The organism is Niastella sp. OAS944 (assembly GCA_024809215.1).
Taxonomy (GTDB): domain Bacteria; phylum Bacteroidota; class Bacteroidia; order Chitinophagales; family Chitinophagaceae; genus Niastella.
Genome location: JANUBW010000007.1, coordinates 130,594 through 156,782 on the forward strand (window position 1 = coordinate 130,594; position 26,189 = coordinate 156,782).

Below are 26,189 nucleotides of genomic sequence, written 5' to 3' on the forward strand. Positions count from 1 at the left end.
TATTGTACTGATAGTGGTCATAGTCTCAAACATGTCTATGATACCTCTCATCTTAGGGTCATCCTGGGGTCATCCTAGGGTCATCTTAGGATAATCCTAGGGTTTTAACCCCAGGATGACCCCAGAAACACCCTAAGAAAACCCCAGGATGAAAGGTGGCATACATATGGAAGAAAAAACAATGTATGATGGTTTAAGCCGAATTGGTACGCAAGTCAGCGGAAAGTAAAATTTGATTTTTAAGCGATTAACAGTGTTACTTTTGCACCAATTATTATGGCAGCTACTAAAAGAGGAATCGTTTTAATGAATTTGGGTTCGCCCGATTCAACTAAGGTTAAAGATGTACGTCGTTATCTGAACGAGTTTTTGATGGATGAGCGGGTGATCGACATGCCCTACCTGAGCCGCTTGTTATTGGTGCGGGGTATAATTGTTCCGTTCAGGGCGCCTAAAAGTGCCCACGCTTATTCTACCATCTGGACAAAAGAAGGTTCGCCCCTGATGGTAATAAGCAAACAGTTGCAGGATGCCTTGCAAAAACAGGTGACCGAACCGGTAACCCTGGCTATGCGCTATGGCGCACCTGCCCCCTGGACAGCCTATGATGAGTTGTTAGAAAAAATGCCCGATATGGAAGAGGTAGTGCTGGTGCCCCTGTACCCGCATTATGCTATGAGTAGTTATGAAACGGCCGTTGAATACGCCAAAGAAGCCCATGTAAAGGGTAAGTATAAGTTCAAGCTTACTGTTATTCCACCTTATTACGATAATCAACTGTATTTAGATGCGTTGGCCGATAGCATGAAGCCATACCTGCAACAGCCGTACGATCAATTGCTGTTTAGTTATCATGGAGTGCCTGAGCGGCATATACATAAAGGTGATATTACCGGCAATCATTGTTTAAAAGTGAATAATTGTTGCGAGGTAAGCAGTGAAGCGCATAAATATTGTTACCGGCATCAGTGTTTGGTTACCACTAAAAAGGTGGCCGAAATACTGAATATACCTAAGGAGAAATATAATTTCTCTTTTCAATCACGGTTGGGCCGCGACCCCTGGTTGCAGCCTTACACTGCACAACGGCTGGCTGAGTTGCCAGGCGAAGGTGTAAAGAAATTATTAGTGGCTTGTCCGGCATTTGTAAGTGATTGTTTAGAAACGCTGGAAGAAATTGCAGAGCAGGGTAAGGAAACATTTATGCAGGCGGGTGGTGAATCGTTCACCATGATACCTTGTTTAAATATACATCCTATGTGGGTGAAGGCGATTGCATCGTGGATCAAAGGTTAGTTAACAAGTTGACGAGTTAACAAGTTAACCAGGAGTTGATAATGGGCTGATGGTGAATGGTGAGTGGTGAGTGGTGAGTGGTGAGTGGTGAGTGGTGAGTGGGCTCGCGAATATTCAGATTTGTTTACGACCTTGCGCCGCCTAAAATTCAAGCCGATTGCCGCAGACGCGAGTCCTGAGATTAGGAAACCCTTTCACATTTCATCCGCCAGCTGGCAGACCGTTTCACGACAGCGAAGCTTGAAGGTTGGGTAACCATTGCCGATTGCCGATTCACGATTGCCGATTCACTTTTCACGTTTCACGATTTTCCACACTATGTACAACTATATAAAAGCCCTTCACATTGTATTCATTGTAACCTGGTTTGCCGGTATGTTCTATATCGTGCGGTTGTTTATATATAATACCGAAGCCGGCGAAAAAGGTGAACCTGAGAAGTCGATACTGCAGAAACAATTTACTGTTATGATCAAACGCCTTTGGTTTGGTATTACCTGGCCATCGGCTGTTCTTACATTGGTATTTGGTCCATTGGTATGGTTACAGCTGGGTGTGTTGCCCGGCTGGTTATTGATAAAACTCTTTTTTGTAGCCGGGTTATATGCCTATCATTTTTCACTGCACGCCATTTACAAACAACAAATGAATGGTGTTTTCAAATATAGCTCACAAAAGCTGCGCATCTGGAACGAAGTAGCTACCATCTTCCTGGTAGCTATTGTAATGCTGGCCACTGTAAAACAAAATATGAGTGTGGTGTGGGGGCTGGCCGGGTTAATTGGGTTTGTGATTGTTTTAATGAGTGCCATTAAGATCTATAAGATTATAAGAGACAAAAAGAAACCTTGATAAAATCGCAAGATCCAAATCTCAAGATCCCAAAAAATAATACTTAAAACCCAAATCTCAACTACATAGTTGTATTGGGATTTGGGTTTTTAAATTTATTTGGTTCTTGGAATTTGTGATTTGGAATTTATTCTTGGATCTTGTGATTTGGAATTTATATTGCCTTACTATATTGAGGATTTTTACTTGTTGATTCTTTTCTCAATAAGTGCAAATCAAACGCCTTACAAATATTACGCAAAAAGTGCCTGCCTCGCTCTGTTACCTGTAGTCTTTTTTCATCCCAGGTTATTAGTTCATCTGCTTCTAACAAAGCCAATTCAGGAAACGTATATTGCTTTAACAACGGCATATGCTCAGCATGAAAAGTAGTGGTTCCTCTACAAATTACATCGAGGATGTAAGCCTTGAAAGCTTCATCTTCCTGTGTAAGAAAATATCCTTTTGTTACAGGAACAATAAGTGAAGAGTGTGAGTCACCACCAACATAGTGACCCACACTTTGTGATTGAAGGATCGGGTTAGGAGATGTTAAGCTTTTATAATAATCGTGCAAGGTTTTATGGTTTTGTGCAAAGGCAATGCCTGCATCGCTGATGGCCGAAACACCGAGGCCAAGCAGTAAACCGCTGTGTTGGGTAGTGTACCCCATAAAGTTGCGGTGCATGGTGCCTTGTTGCCAGGCGGTATGCAAGGCATCGCCCGGTAAAGCAAAATGGTCCATGCCAATGTCGCTATAACCATGGTCAATAAACAGCCTGCGCCCGGTTTCATACAGTTGCATTTTTAGTTCGGCACCCGGCAGGTCATTCTCATCGAACAAGCGCTGGCCGCGGCTTGTCCAGGGAACATGTGCATAGCTATAAAATGCAACCCGATCGGGTTTCAATTGCAGTGATTGCAGAATACTTTTCTCTATTGATGAAAGGGTTTGTAACGGCAAGCCATATATGAGATCGAAATTAACAGCCGTGAAACCAATAGCTCGCGCTTGTTCGGTTACCCGTTGTACATTTTCAAAAGGTTGAATACGGTTAATTATGCGTTGTACAGTTGGGTCGTTATCCTGCACACCAAAACTAATACGCCTAAAACTCAATTGAAACAGGCTTTCCATATGTTGTTTGGTGGTATTGTTTGGATGGCCTTCGATACTGAATTCATGGTCGGGATGAATGATGGCGTCGTTGGTAATGGCTTTGATGAGTTTTTCAAGATTGGCAGGCGAAAAGAAAGTAGGAGTGCCGCCGCCGAGGTGCATTTCCCTAATGACGGGCGCTTCGGTCATTAATTGGCGATATAACTTCCATTCGGTAATTATAGCATGCAGGTACTCGTCTTCAATACTATGATTGGTAGTTATTTTCTTATTGCATCCACAGTAGGTGCATAGCGATTCGCAAAACGGCAGGTGTAAATAAAGACTAATGCCTTTGCGCCGGTTCTGCTCATTAAATTGTTGTTGAAATACCGAAGTCCATTGTGAAGCATCTATATGTTCATTCCAGCAGGGAACCGTTGGGTAGCTTGTATAACGGGGAACAGGAACATTGTATTTATGAAGCAAAACCGGGTCGATAGTCATATGAAAGATGTTGACGCAAAACTACCGGCGGAGTATTATGTAGCAGATGACGGGCTTTATAATGCAGTATGATTTTCATCAGGCAGGGGCATAAAAAAACCTCCCGTGGCGGAGGTTTTACAAAAGGGTCACCAATGTCTTTCGCTTCCCGAAAACGGGGGTTGTTCGTAGGCATGCACAGCCCTGGATTGGTTTTTCCACAGGCATTACCAGAGATTAAAAACGGGAAGGTAACGGATTACAAAAAGGTGTAAAAAAGAAAAACCTTTCCTTTGTTTTAGAATTTTAAAGGAAAGGGGAGCAGGACTACTCCCCTTTTTAACCCCTAAACCCTAAACCGTAGAAAAGGTTTTCCATATAATGAGGTAACAAATGTCGTTTTCAAAAGAACTCCCTGCGAGGCGGCACTTTTAGGTGTGTGACAGGGACTAATACTTAGAAAATATCGTACCAAAAATCAGTTAGTCACACCTAAATTTCTTCTCTAATTTATCAACATTCATCTATTGCAAAGAGCACAGAAATAGTTCCAGAAATTATGCCAAAAGCCAGAAATGTGGATAAACCCGGCTTAAAATGGAGCTATTCATTAAAAATCAATCAAAGAACTGGCATTATACCCAAACAAGTTCTAATGCATGGGCCTGGCTATGTATATAACCGAACAGTCGATAAAGACCTTAAGAAATTTGAGCAGGTTATTTTCATGCATCATAGTGACCTATGTTTAAACGATGAAAGGTGAGTGGTGAATGGTGAATAGTCAATGGTGAATGGTGAGTGGTGAGTGGGTTTACGAAGGTTGAGCCTCGCCATTTGGCCCGGCAATCATGAATCGGCAATAAACCCGCATCGAGAATCGGGGTTTGCATGCAGTCAGGAACTAACTAACTGAACAACTGAACAACTCAATAACCGGCAACTAAGAACTGAGAACTATGAACCATGAACTGAAGCTTTAACCGGAAACCTGCATCCCTGTAACCGGTACAGATTTTAAGGTTATAGGGGCCTTATACCCGGTAACTGACTCCCCGGCAACCGGTAACTTTTCAGTACCTTTGCACAATTTTCGGGCTGCGGAATTACCTGTACTTCAGGTAATTTTGTAAGGAAGCCCAAATAAAAGTGTTTAAACAGATTTACCGGGAAATATATGGCAGTTAACTACAGAGAGTTCCAGAAATTGAATTTACCTGTTATAGAACAGGAAATATTAGCTAAATGGAGTGAAAACCAGGCATTTGAGAAGAGTGTATCGCTTCGTAACGATGCCCCTTCCTTTGTGTTTTACGAAGGGCCGCCAAGCGCCAACGGAATGCCGGGCATTCACCACGTTATTAGCCGCACATTAAAAGACCTCGTTTGCCGCTATAAAACCATGCGCGGCTTTCAGGTAAGCCGCAAGGCCGGTTGGGATACCCATGGTCTGCCCATTGAGTTAGGTGTTGAAAAAGAACTGGGAATTACCAAAGAAGATATAGGCAAAAAGATCACTGTTGAAGAATATAACCGCAAGTGCCGTGAGGCCGTAATGCGGTACAAAGACAAATGGGACGATATTACCAAAAAAATGGGCTATTGGGTTGACCTGAACGATCCTTATATCACCTTCGATAACAATTATATAGAAACCCTTTGGTACCTGCTGAGCAAGATGTACGAAAAGGGACTGCTGTATGAAAGCGTAAGCATTCAGCCTTACTCACCGGCCGCAGGTACCGGTCTTAGCTCACACGAGCTGAACCAGCCTGGTTGCTATAAAATGGTAAAAGATACCAGCGCCGTTGTAATGTTCAAAGCAGTGAAGGATGAAAAATCAAAATTCCTGTTTGATGCTGCCAACGGTGAGCTGTTCTTTATGGCATGGACAACAACTCCCTGGACCCTGCCTTCGAACCTGGGCTTAACAGTAGGAGGGCGCATAACCTATGTACTGGTACAAACCTTTAACCCATACACGCATTTACCAATAAATGTAGTTCTGGCAAAAGACCTGTTGGGTAAATACTTTAAGCCCGAGAACGAAAATACCGGGTTTGAAGAATACAACGAAGGGGTTAAAACATTGCCCTGGCGAATACTTGCAGAGTTTAAAGGGTCGCAGCTGGAAGGTTGCCGTTATGAGCAGTTGCTGCCTTTTGAAGCAAATACTGCTGAAAAAAGTGGTGGCGATCCATTTAGAGTGTTGTTAGGCGAATTCGTAACTACCGAAGATGGTACCGGAATTGTGCATACGGCCCCGGCTTTTGGTGCAGATGACTATAGAGTAGGTCAGAAATATGGCATCGGTATATTAACATTGGTTGACCGCCAGGGTAAATTCGTAGAAGGTGTAGGCGAGTTCAGCAACCGCTATGTAAAGAACTATAAAGACGAAAAAGATTATGTTGATGTTAACGTAGACATCAGCGTTAAGCTGAAGAAAGAGAACCGCGCCTTTAAGGTTGAAAAATATGAGCATAATTATCCACACTGTTGGCGTACCGATAAACCTGTGTTATACTATCCGTTAGATGCCTGGTTTATAAAAACAACCGCTGTTAAAGATAAACTGGTTGCCCTGAACAAGACCATCAACTGGAAGCCTAAATCAACCGGCGAAGGACGCTTTGGTAACTGGCTTGAGAATATGGTTGACTGGAACCTGAGCCGTAGCCGCTTTTGGGGCACTGCCTTACCTATTTGGAAAACCGAAGATGGTAATGAAGAAAAATGCATTGGCTCTGTTCCGCAATTAAAAGAAGAAGCAGCTAAGGCTGATAAAGCCCTGGGCACCAATAATGCTAAGATCATGAACGATCTCGATCTGCATAAACCTTATGTAGATGATATCGTGCTGGTTAGTAATTCGGGCAAACCCATGAAGCGGGTGCCCGACCTTATTGACGTTTGGTTCGACAGCGGCGCCATGCCTTATGCCCAATGGGGCCTCGATCATGAGAAATTAGCCGCCGGCGATCCGTTCCCTTTCAAGCAACCGTTCAATAAAAACTATCCGGCTGATTTTATTGCCGAAGGGGTCGATCAAACCCGTGGCTGGTTCTACACCCTGCATGCAATAGCTGGTCTGTTATTTGATTCTGTAGCATATAAGACCTGCGTATCGAACGGACTGGTTCTTGATAAGAATGGTAATAAGATGAGTAAGCGCCTGGGCAACGTGGTAGATCCGTTTAAGACCATTGAGCAGTACGGCGCTGATGCTACCCGGTGGTACCTCATTACCAATGCCTCGCCCTGGGAGAACATGAAGTTCGACCTGGAAGGCATTAAGGAAGTACAACGCAAGTTCTTCGGCACCTTATACAACACCTATCAGTTCTTTGCATTGTATGCAAATGTTGATGGGTTCTCCTTTAAAGAAGCGTACATACCGCTGGAACAACGGCCCGAAATTGACCGCTGGATCCTTTCTTCTTTAAATACCCTTATTAAAAAGGTTACGGAGTATATGGACGATTACGAGCCAACACAGGCTGGTAGGGCCATAGAAGAGTTTATGGATGAGCATCTTAGTAACTGGTATGTACGGTTGTGCCGCCGCCGGTTCTGGAAAGGGGAGTACGAGCATGATAAAGTGTGCGCTTACCAAACCCTGTACGAGTGCCTGGAAACCGTGTTAAAGCTGATGGCGCCTATTTCACCCTTCTTCAGCGATGCATTGTTCCAAAACCTGAACGCAGTAACCGGCAGGCATAAGGTAGAATCGGTACACCATGATAACTATCCCGTTGCCAATACAAATGCCATCGATACCGAACTGGAAGAAAGGATGCGACTGGCCCAGGATGCATCGTCGCTTGTGTTGAGTTTACGCAAGAAGGTGAACATAAAAGTTCGTCAGCCATTGCAAAAAGTGCTGGTGCCTGTGTTGGATAAACACATGAAAGCGCAGGTAGAACTGGTTGCAGACCTTATAAAAAGCGAGGTGAACGTAAAAGAGATCGAGTATTTGACAGAGGATAACGGTTTTATTAAAAAGAAGATAAAACCCAATTATACTATGTTGGGTAAGAAATTGGGGGGCAAAATGAAAGCAGTAGCCGCAGCTTTGACAGCATTTACCCAGGAAGACATATCTAAATTGGAAAAAGATGGCAGTATTTCATTGAATATTGAGAACGAACCCTTAATATTACAGACTAATGAAGTAGAGATCACCAGTGAAGATATCCCCGGGTGGATGGTGGCCAATAAAGATGTTCTCACCGTGGCTTTGGATGTAACCGTCACCCCAGAACTGGTCAGCGAAGGAAATGCCCGCGAACTGGTTAACCGTATCCAGAAAATCCGCAAAGACAGTGGGTTTGAGCTCACTGATCGAATACTGGTTAAGGTAACCGAACACCAGGAGTTAAACCAATCGATCGCCCAATTTAATAATTATATTTGTACAGAAGTTTTGGCAGATAAAATTGAACTTGTACCTGAATTACCAGATGGCATTGAAATTGAAGTGAACGATATTCCATTAAAAGTGTTCGTTACAAAAAAAGCGTAAATGTATGGCAACCAAGAAAAAGGCGGCCAAGCCAGCAAAAAAAACGATTGCCCCAAAAAGGCCAGCCCGACCGGCAGGCGGGGCAGCCAAACCTGCTGCTAAAAAAGTAGTTGCTAAAAAAGAGGTTAAACCTGCTGCAAAAAAGGCAGTTAAACCACCTGTTGAAAAGAAGGCCCCGGTTAAACCCCAGCCTGTTGCTCATCACCAGGAGGTTGCCAAGGCACATGCAAAACCTTCTTCTCACACAGCTACCGTCGCCAAACAAGTTGCCAAACCAGTTGAAATAAAAGAAGTTAAAGAGGTAAAGAAAACAGTGGAGGCGCATGTAAAGGTTGAAAAACCGGAAGTAAAGGTAGAAACCAAGAAACCGGAAACCGTTATACCACCGCCGCCACCTAAAAAACCTGACCCTCCTAAACCGGTAAAGGTCGTAATACCGGAAATTAAGACTAAAACATCGCGCAGATACGAACCGGAATTCACGAAATCAGTATTAGATCAACCAGAAAACATTCAAACAGGACCAACCATGAGATATAGTGATGCCGAACTAAGCGAGTTCAAAGAACTGATCTTGAAAAAAGCAGAACAAGCTAAAAAAGAGCTTACATATTTACAGGGTTTAATAACCCGCAAAGATGAAATGGGAGGCGATGAAAACGAAAATCGCTACATGACCATGGAAGATGGCAGCATGAGTATGGAAAGGGAGCAGTTGGCTCAAATGGCCAGCCGCCAGATCAACTACATTGATCACCTTGAAAAAGCTTTAATGCGCATCGAGAACAAAACGTACGGTATTTGCCGTGTAACCGGAAAGCTTATTGACAAAGCCAGGTTACGCGCCGTTCCGCACGCGACCTTGAGTATCGAGGCCAAGCAAATGATGAACAAGTAAGCAGAGCTTGCATACATAGTCGGTTGGTTATCATTCTGCTTGTAGTGGAAATGGAGTACTATGCCGGTTAAATAATTAAATAGTAAAGCCCTTCGGTATTCCGGAGGGCTTTACTATTTAATGAAAATGATGTAAGAAGTAAGAGGTAGGAAGTAGGACGTTCGCGAATTTCTTATCTCTTACATCATACTTCCTACTTCATATCGTTAGGACCAAAAGGTTCGTCTTTAAGTTAGAATCCTCTTTGGGACCCATCCGGTGCCCAGAATACCGCAGGCATTGGCTTCTGCAGCAGATACTGGTAATAGAATTTATACGCCTCGTAACTGTTGTGTACTCTTTTCAACCCCATAAAGCTATGGCGTTCGCCAGGGTAGGCCATAAACTCAAAATGCTTTTTCAGGTCTTCCAGCTTATTAATGAACACAAGGCTGTTTTGCATATGCACATTGTCGTCGGAAGTACCATGCACAATACGTAACAGGCCTTTATACCTATCGGCATAGTTCATAACAGAAGTGATCTTATAGCCATCGGGATTGTCCTGTGGCGTGTTCATAAACCGCTCGGTATAATGGGTGTCATAAAACTTCCAGTCGGTAACCGATGAATTTGCAATACCATAAGGGAATACATCGGCGCCATAAGTAAGCGCCATACAGGTCATGTAACCACCAAAGCTGCCCCCGGTAATACAAAGTTTACTGCTGTCTACCCAAGGCTGTTGTTTAAGCCAGCGGCCACAGGCCATGTAGTCCTCAATTTCATATTTACCCAACTGACGGAAGATGTAGTTGAGGCCTTTCTTTCCAAAATGACCGCTGCTGCGGTTATCGAAAGCTACCTGTATCATACCTTCCTGTGCAAACCATTGAGCAGGGCTTACTGTAGGTTTCCAACGATCATATACAGTGCCGGCGTTCGGTCCGCCATAGATGCTGATAAGTACCGGGTACTTTTTAGCGGGGTCGAAATTGATTGGGTAGGTTATAGATACCGGCAGTTGAAACTGGCCGTCGGCCGAAGGTACCTTTACAATTTCGTTCTTAGGTAAGTTATAGTTACCAAAGTTGCTTCCTTTACCATTGGCCACTTCTCTAACCACCTTTCCTTTGGCATCAACCAGGGCCATTACCGGTGGCGTATTGAGGTTCGAATAAACTGTAATGAAGTAACTGCCGTTGGGCGATATGCTAAAGAAATCGTGGGTGTAATCGCCAAAGCTCAGGCGGGTAACGCCCTTACCATTCAGGCTTGCTTTGTACAGATCAAAACGGGCTGAGTTTTCTTTACGCGCCCTGAAATATACTACGCCGGCCTTCTCATCAACTTTGGCAATGCCGGTTCCCCAGAAATTGCCATTGGTAATGGCGTTCTTCAATTGGCCATTGTTGTCGTAGTAGTATAAGTTCTCCCAACCATCACGATCGCTTTTTATAATGCAACCTTTACCGGCAGAAAGAAAGGTAATGCGTTCATCTTCATCGAGGTCGATCCAGGTATCCTGCTTTTCATCGTACACTTCTTTTTTACTTCCGTTGGCAAGGTCAATATTATAGATCTTCAGGTTGTTTTGCTTGCGGTTCATCCATTGAATCCATAACTGGCCGTCGGGGCTCCAGGCCGGTTCGCCAAAGTATTGGTCATCCTTTGCATTAAAATCGGCCCATACAATTTCACCAGGATTAACAGATGCAACACCAATCTTTACTTCGGGGTTCTTATCACCGGCTTTAGGGTAACGGGTATTTTCAAGATAGCCGTGCTGGCCATCGGCAACGTAAATAGGGAAAACAGGCACCTGCGATTCATCAAATCGCATAAAGCAAAGATGTTTGCTGTCTGCGCTCCACCAAAAAGCTTTGTACTTGCTGGCGCGGCCAAGGATCTCTTCATAATATACCCAGGAGGCATAACCGTTCAAAACGGTGGCAGATCCATCAGAGGTAAGGGCGGTTTCCTTACCGCTGGCCATATCTTTAATGTACAGGTTATTGTCTTTTTTGGTGTAGGCCGCCCATTTACGGTCGGGCGAGTAAGTGGTATTAACGCTGCCTGGTATTGAAGTTTCGGGCGGTGCTATAAGTCCGCCTTCGGGGTGTGGGACCGACTTGCCGGTTTTAGCATCCACCATATAGGTGGCCATACGGCCGCTGGGTTCTTTTTGGGTTATAATGTAATGGCTGTCATCGGCCCAGCCATTAATAGTTGGCAGTGGTTGTACAGCATTGGTTTCGCTGTTTTTGAATATTTGTTCAAAGGTGAAATTTTGCTTTTGCGCGTGGGTAGTAACGGCAAACAAAAGCAGGCATGGCAAAACCATACCCTTAGCAACAGCCATTTTCATGTAGTTTTTTTATTATTTAACTCGAAATTTAGCCAATTAGATAATTTGACGGTGGTTTCAGGGGGTGAAAGGTTTAATGGTTTGATGGTTGGATGTGAAAACAGCTGTTTCAGGTTCCAGGTTACAAGTTACAGGGGAATACATTGGCTTTGCCTTGTAACCTGCAACCTGAAACCTGTAACGCATTCTTAAGATCAGGTAGTTTCATGTTGTTAACACAGGTAACTGGTAACCGGCAACTACTTCACTTCCTGCATTTCTACCAGCTTTCGATAGAATCCATTTTGACCAATCAGAGTATCGTGGGTGCCGCGTTCAACGATCTTGCCTCTTTGTAAAACAATGATCTCGTCGGCATGGCGAATAGTGCTGAGGCGGTGAGCAATAACGATACTGGTGCGGTTGGCCATCATTTTATTAATGGCGTCCTGAACCAGGCGCTCGCTTTCGGTATCCAGTGATGAAGTGGCCTCATCGAGAATAAGGATGGGCGGGTTTTTAAGAACGGCGCGGGCAATGGTCAGGCGCTGGCGTTCGCCACCACTGAGTTTGCTACCGCGGTCGCCTATATTGGTTTGATAATTCTCTTCTTTTTTCATGATGAAATCGTGCGCATTGGCAATTTTAGCCGCCTGCTCAATTTCATCAATAGTGGCTACCGGGTTACCCAGGGCAATATTGGCGGCAATGGTGTCATTGAACAGAATGGGTTCCTGTGTAACAATACCCATTTGGTCGCGCAACGACAACAGCGAGTATTCTTTTATATTAATGCCATCAATCAATAACTCGCCACTGCTAACGTCATGAAAGCGGGGCACAAGATCGGCCAGGGTACTTTTACCAGCGCCGGAAGATCCAACAAGCGCAATGGTTTTGCCCTTTTCTATTGTAAGATTGATGTTATCGAGAATGGTTACATCGTTGTACTTAAAAGATACATTCTTTAACTCTATCTTGTTTTCAAAGTGTTGCAGGGTTCTGGGGTTGGCCACTTCAGATACGATCAAAGGAGCTGTAAGCACTTCTTCAACCCGGTCAATGGCTGCAGCGCCGCGGCGCATATTATAAAAAGCCTGTGAAAGTGATTTTGCCGGTTGAATGATCTGAGAGAATACGACCAAATAAGTTATAAAGGCTTCAGAGGTCAATCCTCCTTTGTGGGCAAATACCATATAGCCGCCAATAAGCAGTATGCAACAAAAGATCATTACGCCCAGGAATTCCGACATGGGGGAGGCAAGATCACGCTTGAATGCCATTTGTATGCGCAATTTGTTAAGCAGGTTATTATTGCCCACAAAGCGGTTACGCATCAGCTTTTCGGCGTTGAAAGCTTTTACAACCCGCAGGCCGCCCAGCGATTCATCGAGCGTGCTTAATAATAAACCTTGTTGTTCCTGCGCCCTGCCCGAGTCTCTTTTCAGGCTTTTGCTTACCCGGCCCAATACTAAACCGGCTACAGGTAACAAAACCAGCATTACCAGAGATAAAAGTGGACTTAAAAAAATAAGCATACCCAACACTATAAGAATGTTCAACGGGTCTTTTATCAATCCTTCGAGTGCGCCAATGATACTCCATTCTATTTCATTCATGTCGTTACTCATGCGCGACATCATATCGCCCTTGCGTTGTTCGGTAAAATAGCTTACCGGAAGCGCCAGGATCTTATCATACAGATCTTCCCTGAACCTGGTCATAATTCTGTTACGCAGGGGAATTAGCATGCGAATACCCAGGTATAAAAACAGGTTTTTAAATAATATAGATACTAAGATGGTAATACAGATGGCCGTAAGCGCCTTTGAAGGGCCATAATGAAGCATGAGATAGGAAAGCCCGTATTTTAATTGTTCCATGAGGCCTTTGGAGGTCCATTCTACTATGGGGCGAACGGTAACGGGCGGTTCATTGCTGAATAATATATTTAAGAACGGCGCAAGCATTGTGAGGGATACCAGCGAGAAAATGATTGATAATACATTGAATACCAGGTAGCCTGCAATTCTGCTTTTCTGATTGCGCAGATAAAAGAAAATCCTTGAAAATCGCTTCATGAACAGTTAAAATAATGAGTAAACGGTGCAAAGTAACTAATTTTACGGCTATTAAACCGTTAAGAGAAATGCAAGAAGGGAAACGCCAAAAACAGGTGGGAAGTTTACTGAATGAAGAATTAAATACAATTTTTCAACGATTAGGGCTCACAATGATCGATGGGGGCATGGTGTCTATATCATCGGTAAAGATCACACCCGACCTGCTTGAAGCACGTATTTATCTGAGCTTTTTTCAGGTAAAAGATGCCAAAGAGGCCTTGAATAAGGTGGAAGAGAGGGCATGGGAAATAAAACGCGAGCTTACCAGCCGTGTGGCCAAGCAATTACGCCGCATGCCCGAACTGAGATTCTACCATGATGATACACTGGACCATGTGTTTAAAATGGAAGAATTGTTCAAAAAGATCAAATCAGACGACGAAAATAAGGATAAGAAATAGTTACAGGTTACAGGGTACAAGTTACAGGGCATTATAACCCTGCAACCTGAAACAGGTTCAGGAATAGACATTAGACGATCATTTGGCTTAGAGCAACCAGATACTACAAACTCAAACAATAAACTATTGAACTTCCTTTTCGCCTGGCGCTATTTTAAAGCAAAGAAAAGTACCAATGCTATCAATGTTATTGCATGGGTAAGTATAGTGGCCATAATGGGTATTACGTTTGCGTTTATAGTAGTATTAAGCGTATTCAATGGGTTTGAAAGTCTGGTAAAGTCGTTGTATTCTTCGTTCTATCCCGATCTGAAAATTTCAGCTCAGTCGGGCAAGACCATCATACTTACGCCTGAACAATTACAAAAATTGCAGGGGGTAAAAGGTGTTCGTGCTTATAGCCTTGTTGCCGAAGAAAAGACCATTCTGTTAAATGATGATATACAGGTACCGGTTGTAATTAAAGGGGTTGATACTTCGTATGAGTCGGTGGCCGGTGTGGGACAGAAACTAATAAAAGGTAATTATCAAACCGGAAGCGCCGACGACCCTTACCTGGTAGTGGGTAATGGAGTAGAGAATGCTATAGGTATTGAAGCCGATAGAAACATATTCCCGCTTACCGTATATGCTTTTAAGCGGGGGATGGATTTTAACCTGGCCGATGCTACCCAGGCTGTTAATGCTGCCAACATCAAATCTTCAGGTACTTTCCTGATCCAACAGGATATTGATAATAAATACGCCATCACCAATATTGGTTTTATGAAACTAATGATGGGGTTGGGGCCCAATGAGTATAGCAGTGTTGAGCTGGCCATGCATGCCGGCTTTGATGCAGATGATGTGCAAAGAGGTATTCAACAATTATTGGGCAATACTTATAAGGTTGAAACAAAGTACGAACAGAACCAGAGTTTATATAGTGTAATGAACCTGGAGAAATGGGCTATTTATGGTATTCTTACCTTAATGCTTATTGTGGCAGCCTTCACCATGATCGGCAGTTTAACCATGTTGGTGTTGGAAAAGCAAAAAGACATTCAGGTATTAAAGTCAATGGGCGCCAATAACCGGTTAATACAAAAGATATTTTTAAGTGAAGGTTTGCTGCTGGCGGGTATTGGAACTATAAGCGGCGTATTGTTAGCCATTGTTTTTTGCTGGGCCCAGGTTAAATATAAGATCATTGCCATTCAGGGCGGCACTTTCTTAATTGATTATTATCCCGTGCAATTAGTGGCTACCGATTTTCTTCTTGTAGCCGTTACTGTTTCATTCGTTGCCTTTCTGGCTTCGTGGTTCCCTTCGCGCAAGGCAGCGTTGCAGCCTATTGAGCTGAGGAGTTAGATGTTATCAGGCTGATTACAAATAATTTATATAATCATAAATAAAAAGGTCTGTTCCATAAGAACAGACCTTTTTATTTATGATTGAGCAACTATAATTAATAGTCGCCGAGGGTTTCTGGTAATTGAGCCAGTGCTTTTGCCAGCTGCTCATCGTTAGGAGCAATACCATGCCATTCGTGATGACCTTCCATAAAGTCAACACCAGCGCCCATTACTGTTTTCATTAAAATAACAACGGGTTTGCCTTTACCTAAACGTGCTTTCGCCGCTTCAAGACCTGCAACAACTGCATCAACATCGTTACCTTTTTCAAGTATCATTACATCCCATGCAAAGGCTTTGAACTTAGCTTCGAGGTCGCCCAGGTTCATTACTTTATCTGTAGGCCCGTCAATTTGCTGGCCATTCCAGTCAACAGTTGAAATAAGGTTATCAACACCTTTAGCGCCGGCAAACATGATAGCTTCCCAGTTTTGACCTTCATCCAGCTCACCATCGCCATGTAATGAATAAACTACATTGTTCTCACCATTCAGCTTTTTAGATAAAGCTACACCAAGGGCAACGCTCATACCTTGTCCTAATGAACCGCTGGCAATGCGAATACCAGGCAGGTGTTCGTGGGTGGCAGGGTGACCTTGTAAGCGGGAGTCTATTTTACGAAAAGTAGCTAGTTCTTTTACGTCGAAATAACCCGCGCGGGCCAGGGTAGAATAAAATACCGGAGAAATATGGCCATTAGATAGTATAAATACATCTTCATTGCGGGCCTCCATGGTAAACTTTGGATTGTGCTGCATTACTTTAAAATATAATGCGGTAAAATAATCGGTACAACCAAGTGAACCACCCGGGTGACCACTGGCACAACCATGAACCATACGAACGATATCCCTGCGAATTTGAGTAGCGATGTCCTTTAAAGCTGGCATAGCAAGATTTAAATTTGGGTGCAAAACTACAGGAAATGTGACTTGTATCAATAAATCAAATTAAACTTTCCCAATATTTTTATATCCAAAGCCGTTGGTAATAAAGTTGCATTGTATTTAAGTATAAGTGTTTTTAATTAGTGGGAATTCCGAAAATACACTGTAATTTGCGTTGCTTTGTGTTAATGAGCCTCACCCGGCCCGATTGGTAGCACGTATTATATTCCAAGACTCACAAAATCAGGCTGATGTTTGATGTATTATTTTCTATAGCTATTTCATTTGCAATTACCTTTTTAGCTATTCCGGTAATTATAACCGTAGCAGAACAGAAAAAATTATTTGACATACCTGACGAAAGAAAAGTGCACCATAACCCCATTCCATCATTGGGTGGGCTTGGCATCTTCGCCGGGTTCATGTTGGCTTGTCTTATAGCCATACCATATCAATCGGCTACCGATTTTCAATTCTATTTTGCTGCTGCATTCGTTATCTTCTTCCTTGGGTTGAAAGATGATATTTTGGTTATATCTCCAATCAAAAAATTCATTGGCCAGGTATTGGCAGCGTTCCTTATAATTTACAAAGGCAACATTCAAATAAAAAGCATGTATGGCTTTATGGGCATACATGATCTGCCCGAAATGTTCAGCCTGTTGTTAACTTATCTTACTGTTATCGTTATCATCAACTCGTTTAACCTGATAGATGGTATCGACGGATTGGCTGGCACCCTGGGCCTTATGGCTTCAGCTATATTTGGTTTTTATTTTCTGCAAGTGAACATGCTTGCTTATTCGATCTTAGCTTTCTCACTGGCCGGTAGCTTAATGGCCTTTTTGATATTCAACTTTCAACCGGCAAAAATATTCATGGGCGATACGGGCTCGCTACTTATAGGGTTGGTAAATGCTATACTGGTTGTGAAATTCATCAATGTAGCCAATCAAACCGATATAGCAGTTCCTATTCTTGCTTCACCAGCTGTTGCTGTTGCCATACTGGTAATGCCTTTAATGGATACATTACGCGTGTTTGCGATACGTGCGTTTAACCGGCGTTCGCCATTTAGCCCCGACAGAAATCACATTCATCACCTGTTACTCGACAGAGGCCTTTCGCACCGTAATATAACTTTGCTGCTGGTTTCAATTAATTTGTTGTTTATTCTGGCTGCATATGCCGGCCGTAACCTGGGTTGTACCTGGATCATATTGGCCATATTAATTGTGTTTTTCTCAGGTATTGCGGCATTGTATTATACCCGGCCACGGGCACGCCTGTTTGTAGCTAAAACAATTGATGCGCAGGAAGGAGAGTTGAAAAGCTCTAAGATCGTTCCTCTTACTACCGATACCATCTTAGAACATAAGAATTAGTTGCCAGGTGCCTGGTTACTTATTACCTGGAAATACCCGACCCGGAAACTGGAAACTGGTAACCGGTAACTCTTGCTTATCATGCCTATTGTCTTTTGCAAACACCATCATCCGAAAAAAATAAGTAGGTTTGCAGGCATTTAATATTTCTTCCTATGTCAGATGAATTAAATATTATTAAGGATTTAGCCCAGGAGGGTATGGAAAAAGCCATAAGTCACCTGGAAACAGAGTTAGTGAAAGTACGTGCCGGTAAAGCCAATCCAAACCTGGTTGACGGTATTGTGGTGGATTATTATGGAACGCCAACACCTATTAGCCAGGTTGGTAATATTATGGTAGCCGATGCGCGTACCCTCAGTATTCAGCCCTGGGAAAAAAATATGCTTCAGCCTATTGAAAGGGCTATCATTGCCGCTAACATTGGCATCAATCCCCAAAACGATGGTGTGATGATCCGTTTGTTTATGCCTCCTTTAACCGAAGAACGGCGTAAAGAACTGGTGAAAAGAGCACAAGGTGAAGGCGAGCATTCAAAAGTTGCCATTCGTAATATCCGCCGCGATGCTATGGAGCAGGTTAAAAAATTGCAGAAAAACGGGTTGAGCGAAGACGTTTGTAAAGACGCCGAAAAGACCATTCAGGATACAACCGACCGCTTTATTGCACTGGTTGATAAACACCTGGCTGCAAAAGAAAAAGAGATCATGACCGTATAACATACGAAGTAAGAAATAAGAAGTAGGATGTAAGAAGCTCGCGAATTTTCTTGCCTCCTACTTTTTTCTTTTAACTCATATTATTCATCCTGCCTCGTACTTCTTACTTCTTCTTCCATCGGGTAGTCACATACACCCCCGCAAGAATAATAATTAATCCAACAACCTGCCAGCTGTTAATGGTTTCCCCTGCCAGCAAACCCCACGATAGCGCAATAAACGGAATACCATAGGTGACCATAGAAGCAAATAACCCGCCCGAACGTTTTATAAGTATATAGAAAAGTATAGTGGCAACCGCTGTGCCCAAAATACCCAAAAGTGAAGAGGCGCCGCTTGAATACAGTATACCTTTTTGCGTTAATGGCAATGAAAAATATCCTGTGGCCCATAGTATAACAAAGCAGGGGATAAGCAGCAACGCAAAGCTTACGGCAACCACCGCCAGTGACGATGTTTGCTGTAAATGACGGCCAACCAGGTTTATGTTCAATCCATATAAAACAGTAGCTACAAGTGCAAACGCGGCATAGGATAGAAATTGCATATTTACACTGCCTTTAGCAAACAACAATACCACCATACCACCCATGGCAATTGATACCCCCACAAGCTTATGTAATTGAAATACCTGGCCAAAGAACAATAAGCCGGTAAATATGGTAAATACAGGGGTGAGTGAATTAAGAAATCCGGCAAGCGAGCTATCTATCTTTGTTTCGGCCAAACAAAATAAATAAGCAGGGAAGAAGCTGCCCAATATTCCCGATAGAAATACATAGCCGAGTTTATTGAGCGGAATATTTTTCCATTGTTTAATTGCTACAGGCAGCAACACCAGGCCGGCGCTCAGTATTCGTATGGTGGCCACCTGGTATGCACTTAAGTGGGTAATGCCTTCTTTCATTAGTATAAAGGAGCTGCCCCAAATAATACAAAGCACAATGAAAACAATTCCATTAATGAACGATCCCCTGTTTGGCATGTAAATATTTGTTCAAAAATCAGGTATTCATTTCGAAATGTAATAATTTGACGTAAACATATTTGTATGGCTAATATCAAGTTGAAAGACATTAGTACCCGGGCGCCTAAAGATTGGGACAAGGAAGAAACAAAAGCAAAAACGGAGGGGATAATTGAAAGTTTGAATGAATTACAGAATCTATTGTATGCCGAATCGAAGCATGCTGTATTGGTAGTATTACAGGGTATGGATGCAAGTGGCAAAGACGGCGTTATAAGAAAAGTATTTGGCGCGCTGAACCCGCAAGGCGTGCAGGTGCATTCGTTTAAAGCACCTACAGAAGAAGAACTGAGCCACGATTTTTTATGGCGTGTACATAAGGCTGTTCCCGCCAAAGGCAGTATTCAGATATTTAACCGCTCGCATTATGAAGATGTACTGATAACCCGCGTACATAAATGGATAGATGAAAAAACGGTTAAGAAACGTATGAAGGCCATTAACGACTTTGAACAGTTGCTGCAGGAACATAACAGTACTACCATATTGAAATTCTATTTGCATATATCACCCGAAGAGCAGGAGCAACGTTTGCAGGAACGTATTCATAACCCGGCCAAGCAATGGAAGTATAACGAAAAGGATTTTGAAGAAGCCAAGTTGTGGGACGATTACAGGGCTGCTTATGAAGATTGTTTTGAACAATGCAATGATGTACCCTGGACAATTGTGCCGGCCGATCAGAACTGGTATAAAGAATACATAATAGCGCATACCCTGCAAAAAGCGCTTGAAAAGCTGAATATGCAATACCCGGGGTTAAAGAAGTAAACAACTTGTTAATATCAATCAGGAAGCTGATATTGATAAAATTGATATATTAGAAGTAAATATCATTAACAACTAAAACTATTTTTTATGGGAATGATGAAAGAATTTAAGGAATTTGCCATGAAGGGCAACGTAGTTGACCTGGCAATTGGTGTTATCATCGGCGCGGCATTTAGCAAAATTGTAAGTTCACTTGTTGATGATGTTATTACGCCCCTGTTGTTGAAACCTGCACTGGATGCAGCTAACCTGCAAGATCTTGACAAACTGACTATAATGGGTACCGTTAAGGTTGGTGTGTTTTTATCTGCCACTATTAACTTCATTATCGTTGCTTTTATACTATTCCTGATCGTAAAAGGTATTAACCGTTTCAAGAAAAAAGAAGAAGCTGCAGCTCCGGTTACTCCCGAGGAAGTTATTTTATTGCGTGAAATTCGCGATTCATTAAAGAAATAGGCTATAGGAAATAAAACATGGGTTTTATATTTGCAGGGCATTTTGATTAACGTCAAAATGCCTTTTCTTTTAAACATTATAAACAACCGTATGCAGAAAGTTGCACTGGCGTTCGCTTTTATAGCGATAACGTTTACCAGCATGGCCCAAGACAAAACCGTTCAGGAGTTAAGAGGCGAAATAGGAAAATCAATTAAAAAAGATGCAAGCGATACCGCTGTAAAAACCTGGAAAACCGGTGGTATGTTCAATTCTACCATTGGGCAAACCTCGCTGTCGAACTGGGCAGCTGGTGGCGACCAGTTCTCGTTTAATGCAAATGGATTACTGAACTTATTTGCTTTTTATAAAAAGGGCCGGCATTCGTGGGATAACAACATAGACCTTGAGATCGGCTATATTAATTCCACATCACTGGGTACCCGCAAAACCAACGACCGCATAGATATATTATCAAAGTATGGTTGCCAGCTCTTTGATCATATGTACCTCACCGGGCTGTTCAACTTCCGCTCACAGTTTACCGATGGTTTTACCTACCCCAATGATACTACCAAGATCAAACAATCTACATTTATGGCCCCGGCCTATGTGATCGTTGCTGCGGGTATGGACTGGAAACCGAGCCCTACTTTTTCTTTGTTCCTTTCGCCCATTACAACCCGTTGGGTAATAGTAAAGGACGATGAATTATCGGCTAAAGGCGCCTATGGTGTTGATACCGGCAAAACAGTACGTAATGAGATAGGTGCTTATTTAACCGCCACTGTAAACCGCGAGATCATCAAGAATTTAACCTATAAGGCCAAGCTCGATCTGTTCTCCAACTATAAACACAATCCCGAAAATATCGACCTGTTTATGACCAATCTGTTGGCCATGAATGTGTACAAGGGTTTTTCTTTTAATATCGGTGTTGATCTTGTATATGACGACGATGTAAAAACCTTTGGTAAAGATAAAAATGCCCCCCGCCTGCAGGTGCGCCAGTTTATTGGTGTTGGGTACCAGCGAAAGTTCTAATGCATTGATTTTAAAACTTATGTATGGCAGGGGAATCGGTATAAATTAATAGCATTCCCAAAAAATTAAACAGTTACCAGTTGCCGGTTTCCTGTTACCAGGGGCTAAAGCAGCTGGTATTTGTATTTCCTGGCGCCTGGTAACTGGTACCTGGAAACTGGTCAAAATCTTCCTTTTCACAATTTATATACAATATCGGCCGAAGGCAGCCTGTGATTTTCTGCAATTGTTTTTTTGGCGTAGGTTTGTTGGCTCCCGCCGCCGGCAGGAAGGAAAAAATAGAAACAAGTGAGTCAACCATCGTATCAGATCAAGTTACCGCAGTTTGAAGGTCCGTTCGACCTGTTACTGTTCTTTATTGAGCGGGATGAACTGGATATTTACAATATTCCCATCAGCAATATCATTAAGGATTTCCTTGAATATATTCATGGGCAGGAACAATTGAACATCGAGCTTTCGAGCGAGTTCATCCTGTTCGTGTCTACTCTTATGCGTATCAAAGCCAGGATGTTACTGCCCCGTAAAGAACTGGATGCGCAGGGTAATGAAATAGATCCCCGTCAGGAACTGGTTGACAAGATCCTTGAGTACAAACGCTTTAAGGAAGCTTCGGCCAAGATGGCCGAAATGGAAGCCATCCGGATGTTAATGGTGCGCCGCGGCAACCTGGCCAAAGACATTGCCGCTATTGGCGAAGAGAGTGGTGAGGGAACTGAAATTCAAACCATTACACTTTTCAAATTGATGAAAACATTTGAAAGGGTAATGAAGAAAGTGGAACAGCGTAATGTGAAACCGGTACACACCGTGGTAAAGTATAACTACACCATGGAAGAAAGCCGCCACTACGCCCTGGAAACCATGAAGAAGGAAAAAGTAATGTCGTTTGAAAAACTGTTCGATGTTTGCCAGGACCGTATACATGCCATCTTTATCTTCCTTTCCATGTTGGAGCTGGTTCAAATGAAGTACATGACCATTATGGTAAGCGAAGGCCGAAATAACTTTATTGTTGAGTTGAACGAGAACTGGGAGCAGGATGTTGATCCCAATCAACCAGGTATTCTTCCTCCCGGCGACGATGATCCCGAAAGACAAACACCCGAGTCGGTTTTATAAAATCTTAAAAGAGTCCCGTTACAACGGGACTTTTTTCTTTTAATTAGTATCGAAAGTAAACAACAGCATAGGTTGCTTCGACTTATCAATAATAGTAGCAAGCTTAGTTAGAAATGAGCCCGAAACCGTAGGGCAGCCATCGCTTTGACAAATAGGTAATGGATCTACTTCGCCATTAGGCACACAGCTATGTGAATGCAATACCACAAACCGCTTAAAGGCATTACTGTTTGTTGAGTCGAGCCCATGTAACTTATAGGCCAGTCCGAACTTACCATTGTAATGATTGCCTATTTTATATTTACCCAGTGAAGTACAGCCGCAGCCAACTCCATTTCCATACTGGCGGCCCTTAAGCCAATCCCGGTTACAACGGCCATGTGCTACCAAACCGGCATCTAACACCGTGTTATTTTTCAAATCATATATAAAGAACCGGTTCTTCCCCGATTCAATGCTCATATCTACTAAAAAGCAGGTATTGGTATTATAGCCATGCTGTTGTGCATAGGTAAGTAGCGGTTTGGCGTGCAGGTTAAGGCGCGTTAATAATTTCCGGTTCGAAACATCAGTTACCGTGTGATGTGTTTTGCGCCTGATCTTTGAATAATACCAGGCAGCGGTTGCCAGTAAACAGCAAAGGAACACGGCGAGTGTAGTGAGAATGATGCGTTTCATGGTGGAAAGGGTTGTGCTAGCCAAAAAGACGTTTCAACCGCTGTATTCCATATGTACGTGTAGCCAATAAAATGTTAAAGGGAATCGTAAATAGATAGTAGCAACGGTTGTTTTGATTGATCGATTATGAGGGCTAACTTTTTCAGTAATGTTTCCGACACCATGGGGCAGCCATCGCTTTGGCAAATGGGTTCGGGGTTTACTTCTTCATTAGGCACACAATAATGTGCATGCATTACGATGAGCCGCTTAAAGGCGTTGCTGTTTGTAGCATCTAACCCATGTAGTTTATAAGCCAAACCATATTTACCCTTGTACGAAGTACCTATCTTATACTTTCCCAGTGAGGTGCAGCCGCAGCCCATGGTATTCCCATATTGCCGTACAACAAGTCCCTTACTATTGCATGCGCCATGTGATACCAGCCCTGAATCAATTACAGAATCTTTTTGCAGGTCATATACAAAGAATCGTTTCTTCCCCGGCTCAATACTCATGTCAATCAAAAAACAGGTATGGGTATTATAACCGTGCTGCCTGGCATATGCCAGTAATGATCGGGCACGTTCTTTCAGTTTAGGCGGTGACGTTTTGGTTGAAAGGGCTCCGGCTGTTAAAAAGCACTGCAGGGTGATAGAAAGGAACAGTATTCGTTGCATGGTACAGGATTGTAAACAAAAACGCAATTGTAGCCGAATTCTTATAAAAAAATCCCCGACGGTACCGTCGGGGACTTCTTATAATTTGAAGTTTGATCTTATCCCATCAACTGGCTTACCGTAACTTTTCCCTTCAACATAGTGCGAACTGTTTCGGCAATAGCCTGCGCATCGTAGTGACATTCATGATAAAGTTCCTTAGGTGAACCATGTTCAACAATGCGATCGGGGATCCCTAATATTTTTACTTCGGCTTTATAATTGTGTTCGGCCATAAACTCAAGAATGGCGCTACCAAAACCACCAGTCACAGTTCCATCTTCTACGGTAACTACTTTGTCGTATTTGCTGAACACTTCGTGCAGCAATGATTCATCGAGTGGTTTCACAAAACGCATATCATAATGCGCCGGGTTCAGTCCATCGGTTTTTAATTCACGAATGGCGGCGGTAGCAAAGTTACCCGGGTGGCCAATGGTAAGAATGGCAATATCCTGTCCGTCCTTGATCTTTCTGCCCTTACCAATTTGAATTTCTTCAAAAGGTGTTCTCCATTCAGGAAGCACACCCTGGCCGCGTGGATAGCGGATCACAAAGGGCAACTCCATTGAATCGAGCTGGGATGTATACATAAGATTACGCAGCTCGCTTTCATTCATGGGCGCACTGATGATGAGGTTGGGAATACAACGCATGTATGCAATGTCGTAAGCGCCATGGTGAGTAGGGCCGTCTTCGCCAACAAGCCCCGCGCGGTCGAGAACAAGTACTACCGGCAGCTTTTGAATAGCTACATCATGTACTACCTGGTCGTAGGCGCGTTGCATAAATGAAGAGTAAATGTTACAGAACACCCGCATGCCCTGTGTAGCCATACCGGCGCTAAGGGTTACAGCATGCTGTTCGCAAATGCCCACGTCAAAAGCGCGGTCGGGCATTTTATCCATCATAAACTTAAGCGAAGAACCCGAAGGCATGGCAGGTGTAACGCCAAAGATCTTATCGTTCTTTTCAGCAAGTTCAATCAGGGTATGACCAAATACATCCTGGTATTTGGGAGGTTGCGGTGTTTCGTATTTCTTTTTATAAATTTCACCGGTGATCTTGTCGAATAAACCGGGAGCATGCCACAGGGTTTGTTCTTTTTCGGCCAGGGCATAGCCCTTGCCTTTTACCGTGAGTACGTGCAATAATTTGGGACCAGGAATTTTCTTCAGGTCGTTTAAGGTATCAACCAGCTTGGTGATATTGTTGCCATCGATAGGGCCAAAGTACCGCAGCTTTAAAGATTCGAACAGGTTACTGCTTTTGTTGATGAACCCTTTTATACTGTGTTCCAGTTTGCTGGCCATTTCGCGGCTAAAGTTCTTACCAATAGGTAATTTACCCAGCGCCTTCCAAATATCGTCCTTCAGGCGGTTGTATGTATGTGAGGTGGTAATATCGGTTAGGTATTCCCGCAGCGCACCCACGTTGGGGTCAATGCTCATACAGTTATCGTTGAGGATAATGAGTACGTCAGAATCGGCAACGCCGGCATGGTTCATGCCTTCAAATGCAAGGCCTGCGGTAAGGGCGCCATCGCCAATTACAGCAACCGATTTACGGTTCTCGCCTTTATATTTGGCGGCCATGGCCATACCCAGGGCGGCAGAAATGGAAGTAGAAGAGTGACCTACGCCAAATGTGTCATATTCACTTTCGCTACGTTTGGGAAAACCGCTAAGACCGTGGTATTTACGGTTGGTATGAAATTCATCGCGCCGGCCGGTGATAATTTTGTGTCCATATGCCTGGTGACCTACGTCCCACACCAGTTGATCGTACGGGGTATTGTAGATGTAATGCAATGCTACGGTAAGCTCTACCACACCCAGGCTGGCGGCAAAATGCCCGCCATGAACACTCACCACATCAATGATATATTGACGCAATTCGTCACACACCTGGTGTAACTGCTCTCTACTCAATAGTTTAAGATCGGCCGGGGAATTAATGGTAGTCAACAATGGGCCGGGTGTGATGTCCATTTAATTGAAATTTTAGCGACAAAAATACATCTTTCTATCGTGAGCCCTAG

Annotated in this window: 20 protein-coding genes; 12 read left to right on the forward strand and 8 right to left on the reverse strand. The window is 43.2% G+C overall.

Annotation, left to right across the window (positions count from 1 at the left end; all coding sequences use genetic code 11):
- The first annotated feature begins 276 nt into the window (after nucleotides 1–276).
- Both hemH and GGD38_RS24965 read left to right on the forward strand, forming a co-directional pair.
- Nucleotides 277–1,296: a ferrochelatase gene (gene hemH, locus GGD38_RS24960; RefSeq protein ID WP_375296879.1), complete on the forward strand. Its 1,020-nt coding sequence runs from the start codon at nucleotides 277–279 to the stop codon at nucleotides 1,294–1,296.
- A 318-nt stretch (nucleotides 1,297–1,614) separates the two neighbouring features.
- On the forward strand, nucleotides 1,615–2,148 hold the full coding sequence (locus GGD38_RS24965) for a CopD family protein (RefSeq protein ID WP_375296878.1): 534 nt from the start codon (nucleotides 1,615–1,617) through the stop codon (nucleotides 2,146–2,148).
- Between the two features lie 154 nt (nucleotides 2,149–2,302).
- On the opposite strand, the gene hemN is transcribed toward GGD38_RS24965, so the two are convergent.
- The gene (gene hemN / locus GGD38_RS24970; RefSeq protein WP_375296877.1) at nucleotides 2,303–3,733 is read right to left on the reverse strand and encodes an oxygen-independent coproporphyrinogen III oxidase; all 1,431 of its coding nucleotides are present in this window, start codon (nucleotides 3,731–3,733) and stop codon (nucleotides 2,303–2,305) included.
- A gap of 1,156 nt (nucleotides 3,734–4,889) precedes the next feature.
- Between hemN and ileS the strand changes: the two genes are divergently transcribed.
- Together ileS and GGD38_RS24980 are read left to right on the forward strand one after the other, a co-directional pair.
- Nucleotides 4,890–8,237 (forward strand): isoleucine--tRNA ligase, encoded by a 3,348-nt coding sequence (gene ileS / locus GGD38_RS24975; protein WP_375296876.1) that lies wholly within the window; start codon nucleotides 4,890–4,892, stop codon nucleotides 8,235–8,237.
- 4 nt (nucleotides 8,238–8,241) lie between these two features.
- The gene (locus GGD38_RS24980) at nucleotides 8,242–9,135 is read left to right on the forward strand and encodes a TraR/DksA family transcriptional regulator (RefSeq protein ID WP_375296875.1); all 894 of its coding nucleotides are present in this window, start codon (nucleotides 8,242–8,244) and stop codon (nucleotides 9,133–9,135) included.
- 232 nt (nucleotides 9,136–9,367) lie between these two features.
- Here GGD38_RS24980 and GGD38_RS24985 read toward each other — a convergent pair whose 3' ends face one another.
- A complete protein-coding gene (locus GGD38_RS24985) occupies nucleotides 9,368–11,476 on the reverse strand; it encodes a DPP IV N-terminal domain-containing protein (RefSeq protein WP_375296874.1) in 2,109 nt (702 codons plus the stop codon).
- Nucleotides 11,477–11,721: 245 nt separating this feature from the next.
- The gene (locus GGD38_RS24990; protein WP_375296873.1) at nucleotides 11,722–13,542 is read right to left on the reverse strand and encodes an ABC transporter ATP-binding protein; all 1,821 of its coding nucleotides are present in this window, start codon (nucleotides 13,540–13,542) and stop codon (nucleotides 11,722–11,724) included.
- A 68-nt stretch (nucleotides 13,543–13,610) separates the two neighbouring features.
- Here GGD38_RS24990 and rbfA point away from each other — a divergent pair, with 68 nt between their 5' ends.
- Both rbfA and GGD38_RS25000 read left to right on the forward strand, forming a co-directional pair.
- Nucleotides 13,611–13,985 (forward strand): 30S ribosome-binding factor RbfA, encoded by a 375-nt coding sequence (rbfA, locus tag GGD38_RS24995; RefSeq protein WP_375296872.1) that lies wholly within the window; start codon nucleotides 13,611–13,613, stop codon nucleotides 13,983–13,985.
- 126 nt (nucleotides 13,986–14,111) lie between these two features.
- Nucleotides 14,112–15,335, forward strand: coding sequence for an FtsX-like permease family protein (locus GGD38_RS25000; RefSeq protein ID WP_375296871.1), 1,224 nt, complete (start codon nucleotides 14,112–14,114; stop codon nucleotides 15,333–15,335).
- A 97-nt stretch (nucleotides 15,336–15,432) separates the two neighbouring features.
- On the opposite strand, the gene GGD38_RS25005 is transcribed toward GGD38_RS25000, so the two are convergent.
- Complete coding sequence (locus GGD38_RS25005) at nucleotides 15,433–16,269, reverse strand: transketolase (RefSeq protein WP_375303902.1); 837 nt, start codon at nucleotides 16,267–16,269, stop codon at nucleotides 15,433–15,435.
- A gap of 248 nt (nucleotides 16,270–16,517) precedes the next feature.
- Here GGD38_RS25005 and GGD38_RS25010 point away from each other — a divergent pair, with 248 nt between their 5' ends.
- The gene (locus GGD38_RS25010) at nucleotides 16,518–17,651 is read left to right on the forward strand and encodes an MraY family glycosyltransferase (RefSeq protein ID WP_375296868.1); all 1,134 of its coding nucleotides are present in this window, start codon (nucleotides 16,518–16,520) and stop codon (nucleotides 17,649–17,651) included.
- 155 nt (nucleotides 17,652–17,806) lie between these two features.
- Nucleotides 17,807–18,370 (forward strand): ribosome recycling factor, encoded by a 564-nt coding sequence (frr, locus tag GGD38_RS25015; RefSeq protein ID WP_375296867.1) that lies wholly within the window; start codon nucleotides 17,807–17,809, stop codon nucleotides 18,368–18,370.
- 103 nt (nucleotides 18,371–18,473) lie between these two features.
- On the opposite strand, the gene GGD38_RS25020 is transcribed toward frr, so the two are convergent.
- Nucleotides 18,474–19,355 (reverse strand): DMT family transporter, encoded by an 882-nt coding sequence (locus GGD38_RS25020; RefSeq protein ID WP_375296866.1) that lies wholly within the window; start codon nucleotides 19,353–19,355, stop codon nucleotides 18,474–18,476.
- 66 nt (nucleotides 19,356–19,421) lie between these two features.
- Between GGD38_RS25020 and GGD38_RS25025 the strand changes: the two genes are divergently transcribed.
- The 4 genes from GGD38_RS25025 to GGD38_RS25040 all read left to right on the forward strand — a co-directional run bounded on the left by GGD38_RS25025 (nucleotide 19,422) and on the right by GGD38_RS25040 (nucleotide 22,772).
- Entirely contained in the window at nucleotides 19,422–20,168 is a 747-nt protein-coding gene (locus GGD38_RS25025) for a PPK2 family polyphosphate kinase (RefSeq protein WP_375303903.1), read from the forward strand.
- An 87-nt stretch (nucleotides 20,169–20,255) separates the two neighbouring features.
- A complete protein-coding gene (gene mscL / locus GGD38_RS25030) occupies nucleotides 20,256–20,627 on the forward strand; it encodes a large conductance mechanosensitive channel protein MscL (protein WP_375296864.1) in 372 nt (123 codons plus the stop codon).
- Nucleotides 20,628–20,717: 90 nt separating this feature from the next.
- On the forward strand, nucleotides 20,718–21,650 hold the full coding sequence (locus GGD38_RS25035; RefSeq protein ID WP_375296863.1) for a DUF3078 domain-containing protein: 933 nt from the start codon (nucleotides 20,718–20,720) through the stop codon (nucleotides 21,648–21,650).
- Between the two features lie 288 nt (nucleotides 21,651–21,938).
- A complete protein-coding gene (locus GGD38_RS25040) occupies nucleotides 21,939–22,772 on the forward strand; it encodes a segregation and condensation protein A (protein WP_375296862.1) in 834 nt (277 codons plus the stop codon).
- 39 nt (nucleotides 22,773–22,811) lie between these two features.
- Here the strand turns inward: GGD38_RS25040 and GGD38_RS25045 are convergent, their stop codons facing one another.
- The 3 genes from GGD38_RS25045 to dxs all read right to left on the reverse strand — a co-directional run bounded on the left by GGD38_RS25045 (nucleotide 22,812) and on the right by dxs (nucleotide 26,139).
- Nucleotides 22,812–23,450, reverse strand: coding sequence for a murein L,D-transpeptidase catalytic domain-containing protein (locus GGD38_RS25045; RefSeq protein ID WP_375296861.1), 639 nt, complete (start codon nucleotides 23,448–23,450; stop codon nucleotides 22,812–22,814).
- A 74-nt stretch (nucleotides 23,451–23,524) separates the two neighbouring features.
- The gene (locus tag GGD38_RS25050) at nucleotides 23,525–24,109 is read right to left on the reverse strand and encodes a murein L,D-transpeptidase catalytic domain-containing protein (RefSeq protein WP_375296860.1); all 585 of its coding nucleotides are present in this window, start codon (nucleotides 24,107–24,109) and stop codon (nucleotides 23,525–23,527) included.
- Between the two features lie 98 nt (nucleotides 24,110–24,207).
- The gene (dxs, locus tag GGD38_RS25055) at nucleotides 24,208–26,139 is read right to left on the reverse strand and encodes a 1-deoxy-D-xylulose-5-phosphate synthase (RefSeq protein ID WP_375296859.1); all 1,932 of its coding nucleotides are present in this window, start codon (nucleotides 26,137–26,139) and stop codon (nucleotides 24,208–24,210) included.
- Nucleotides 26,140–26,189 lie beyond the last annotated feature (50 nt).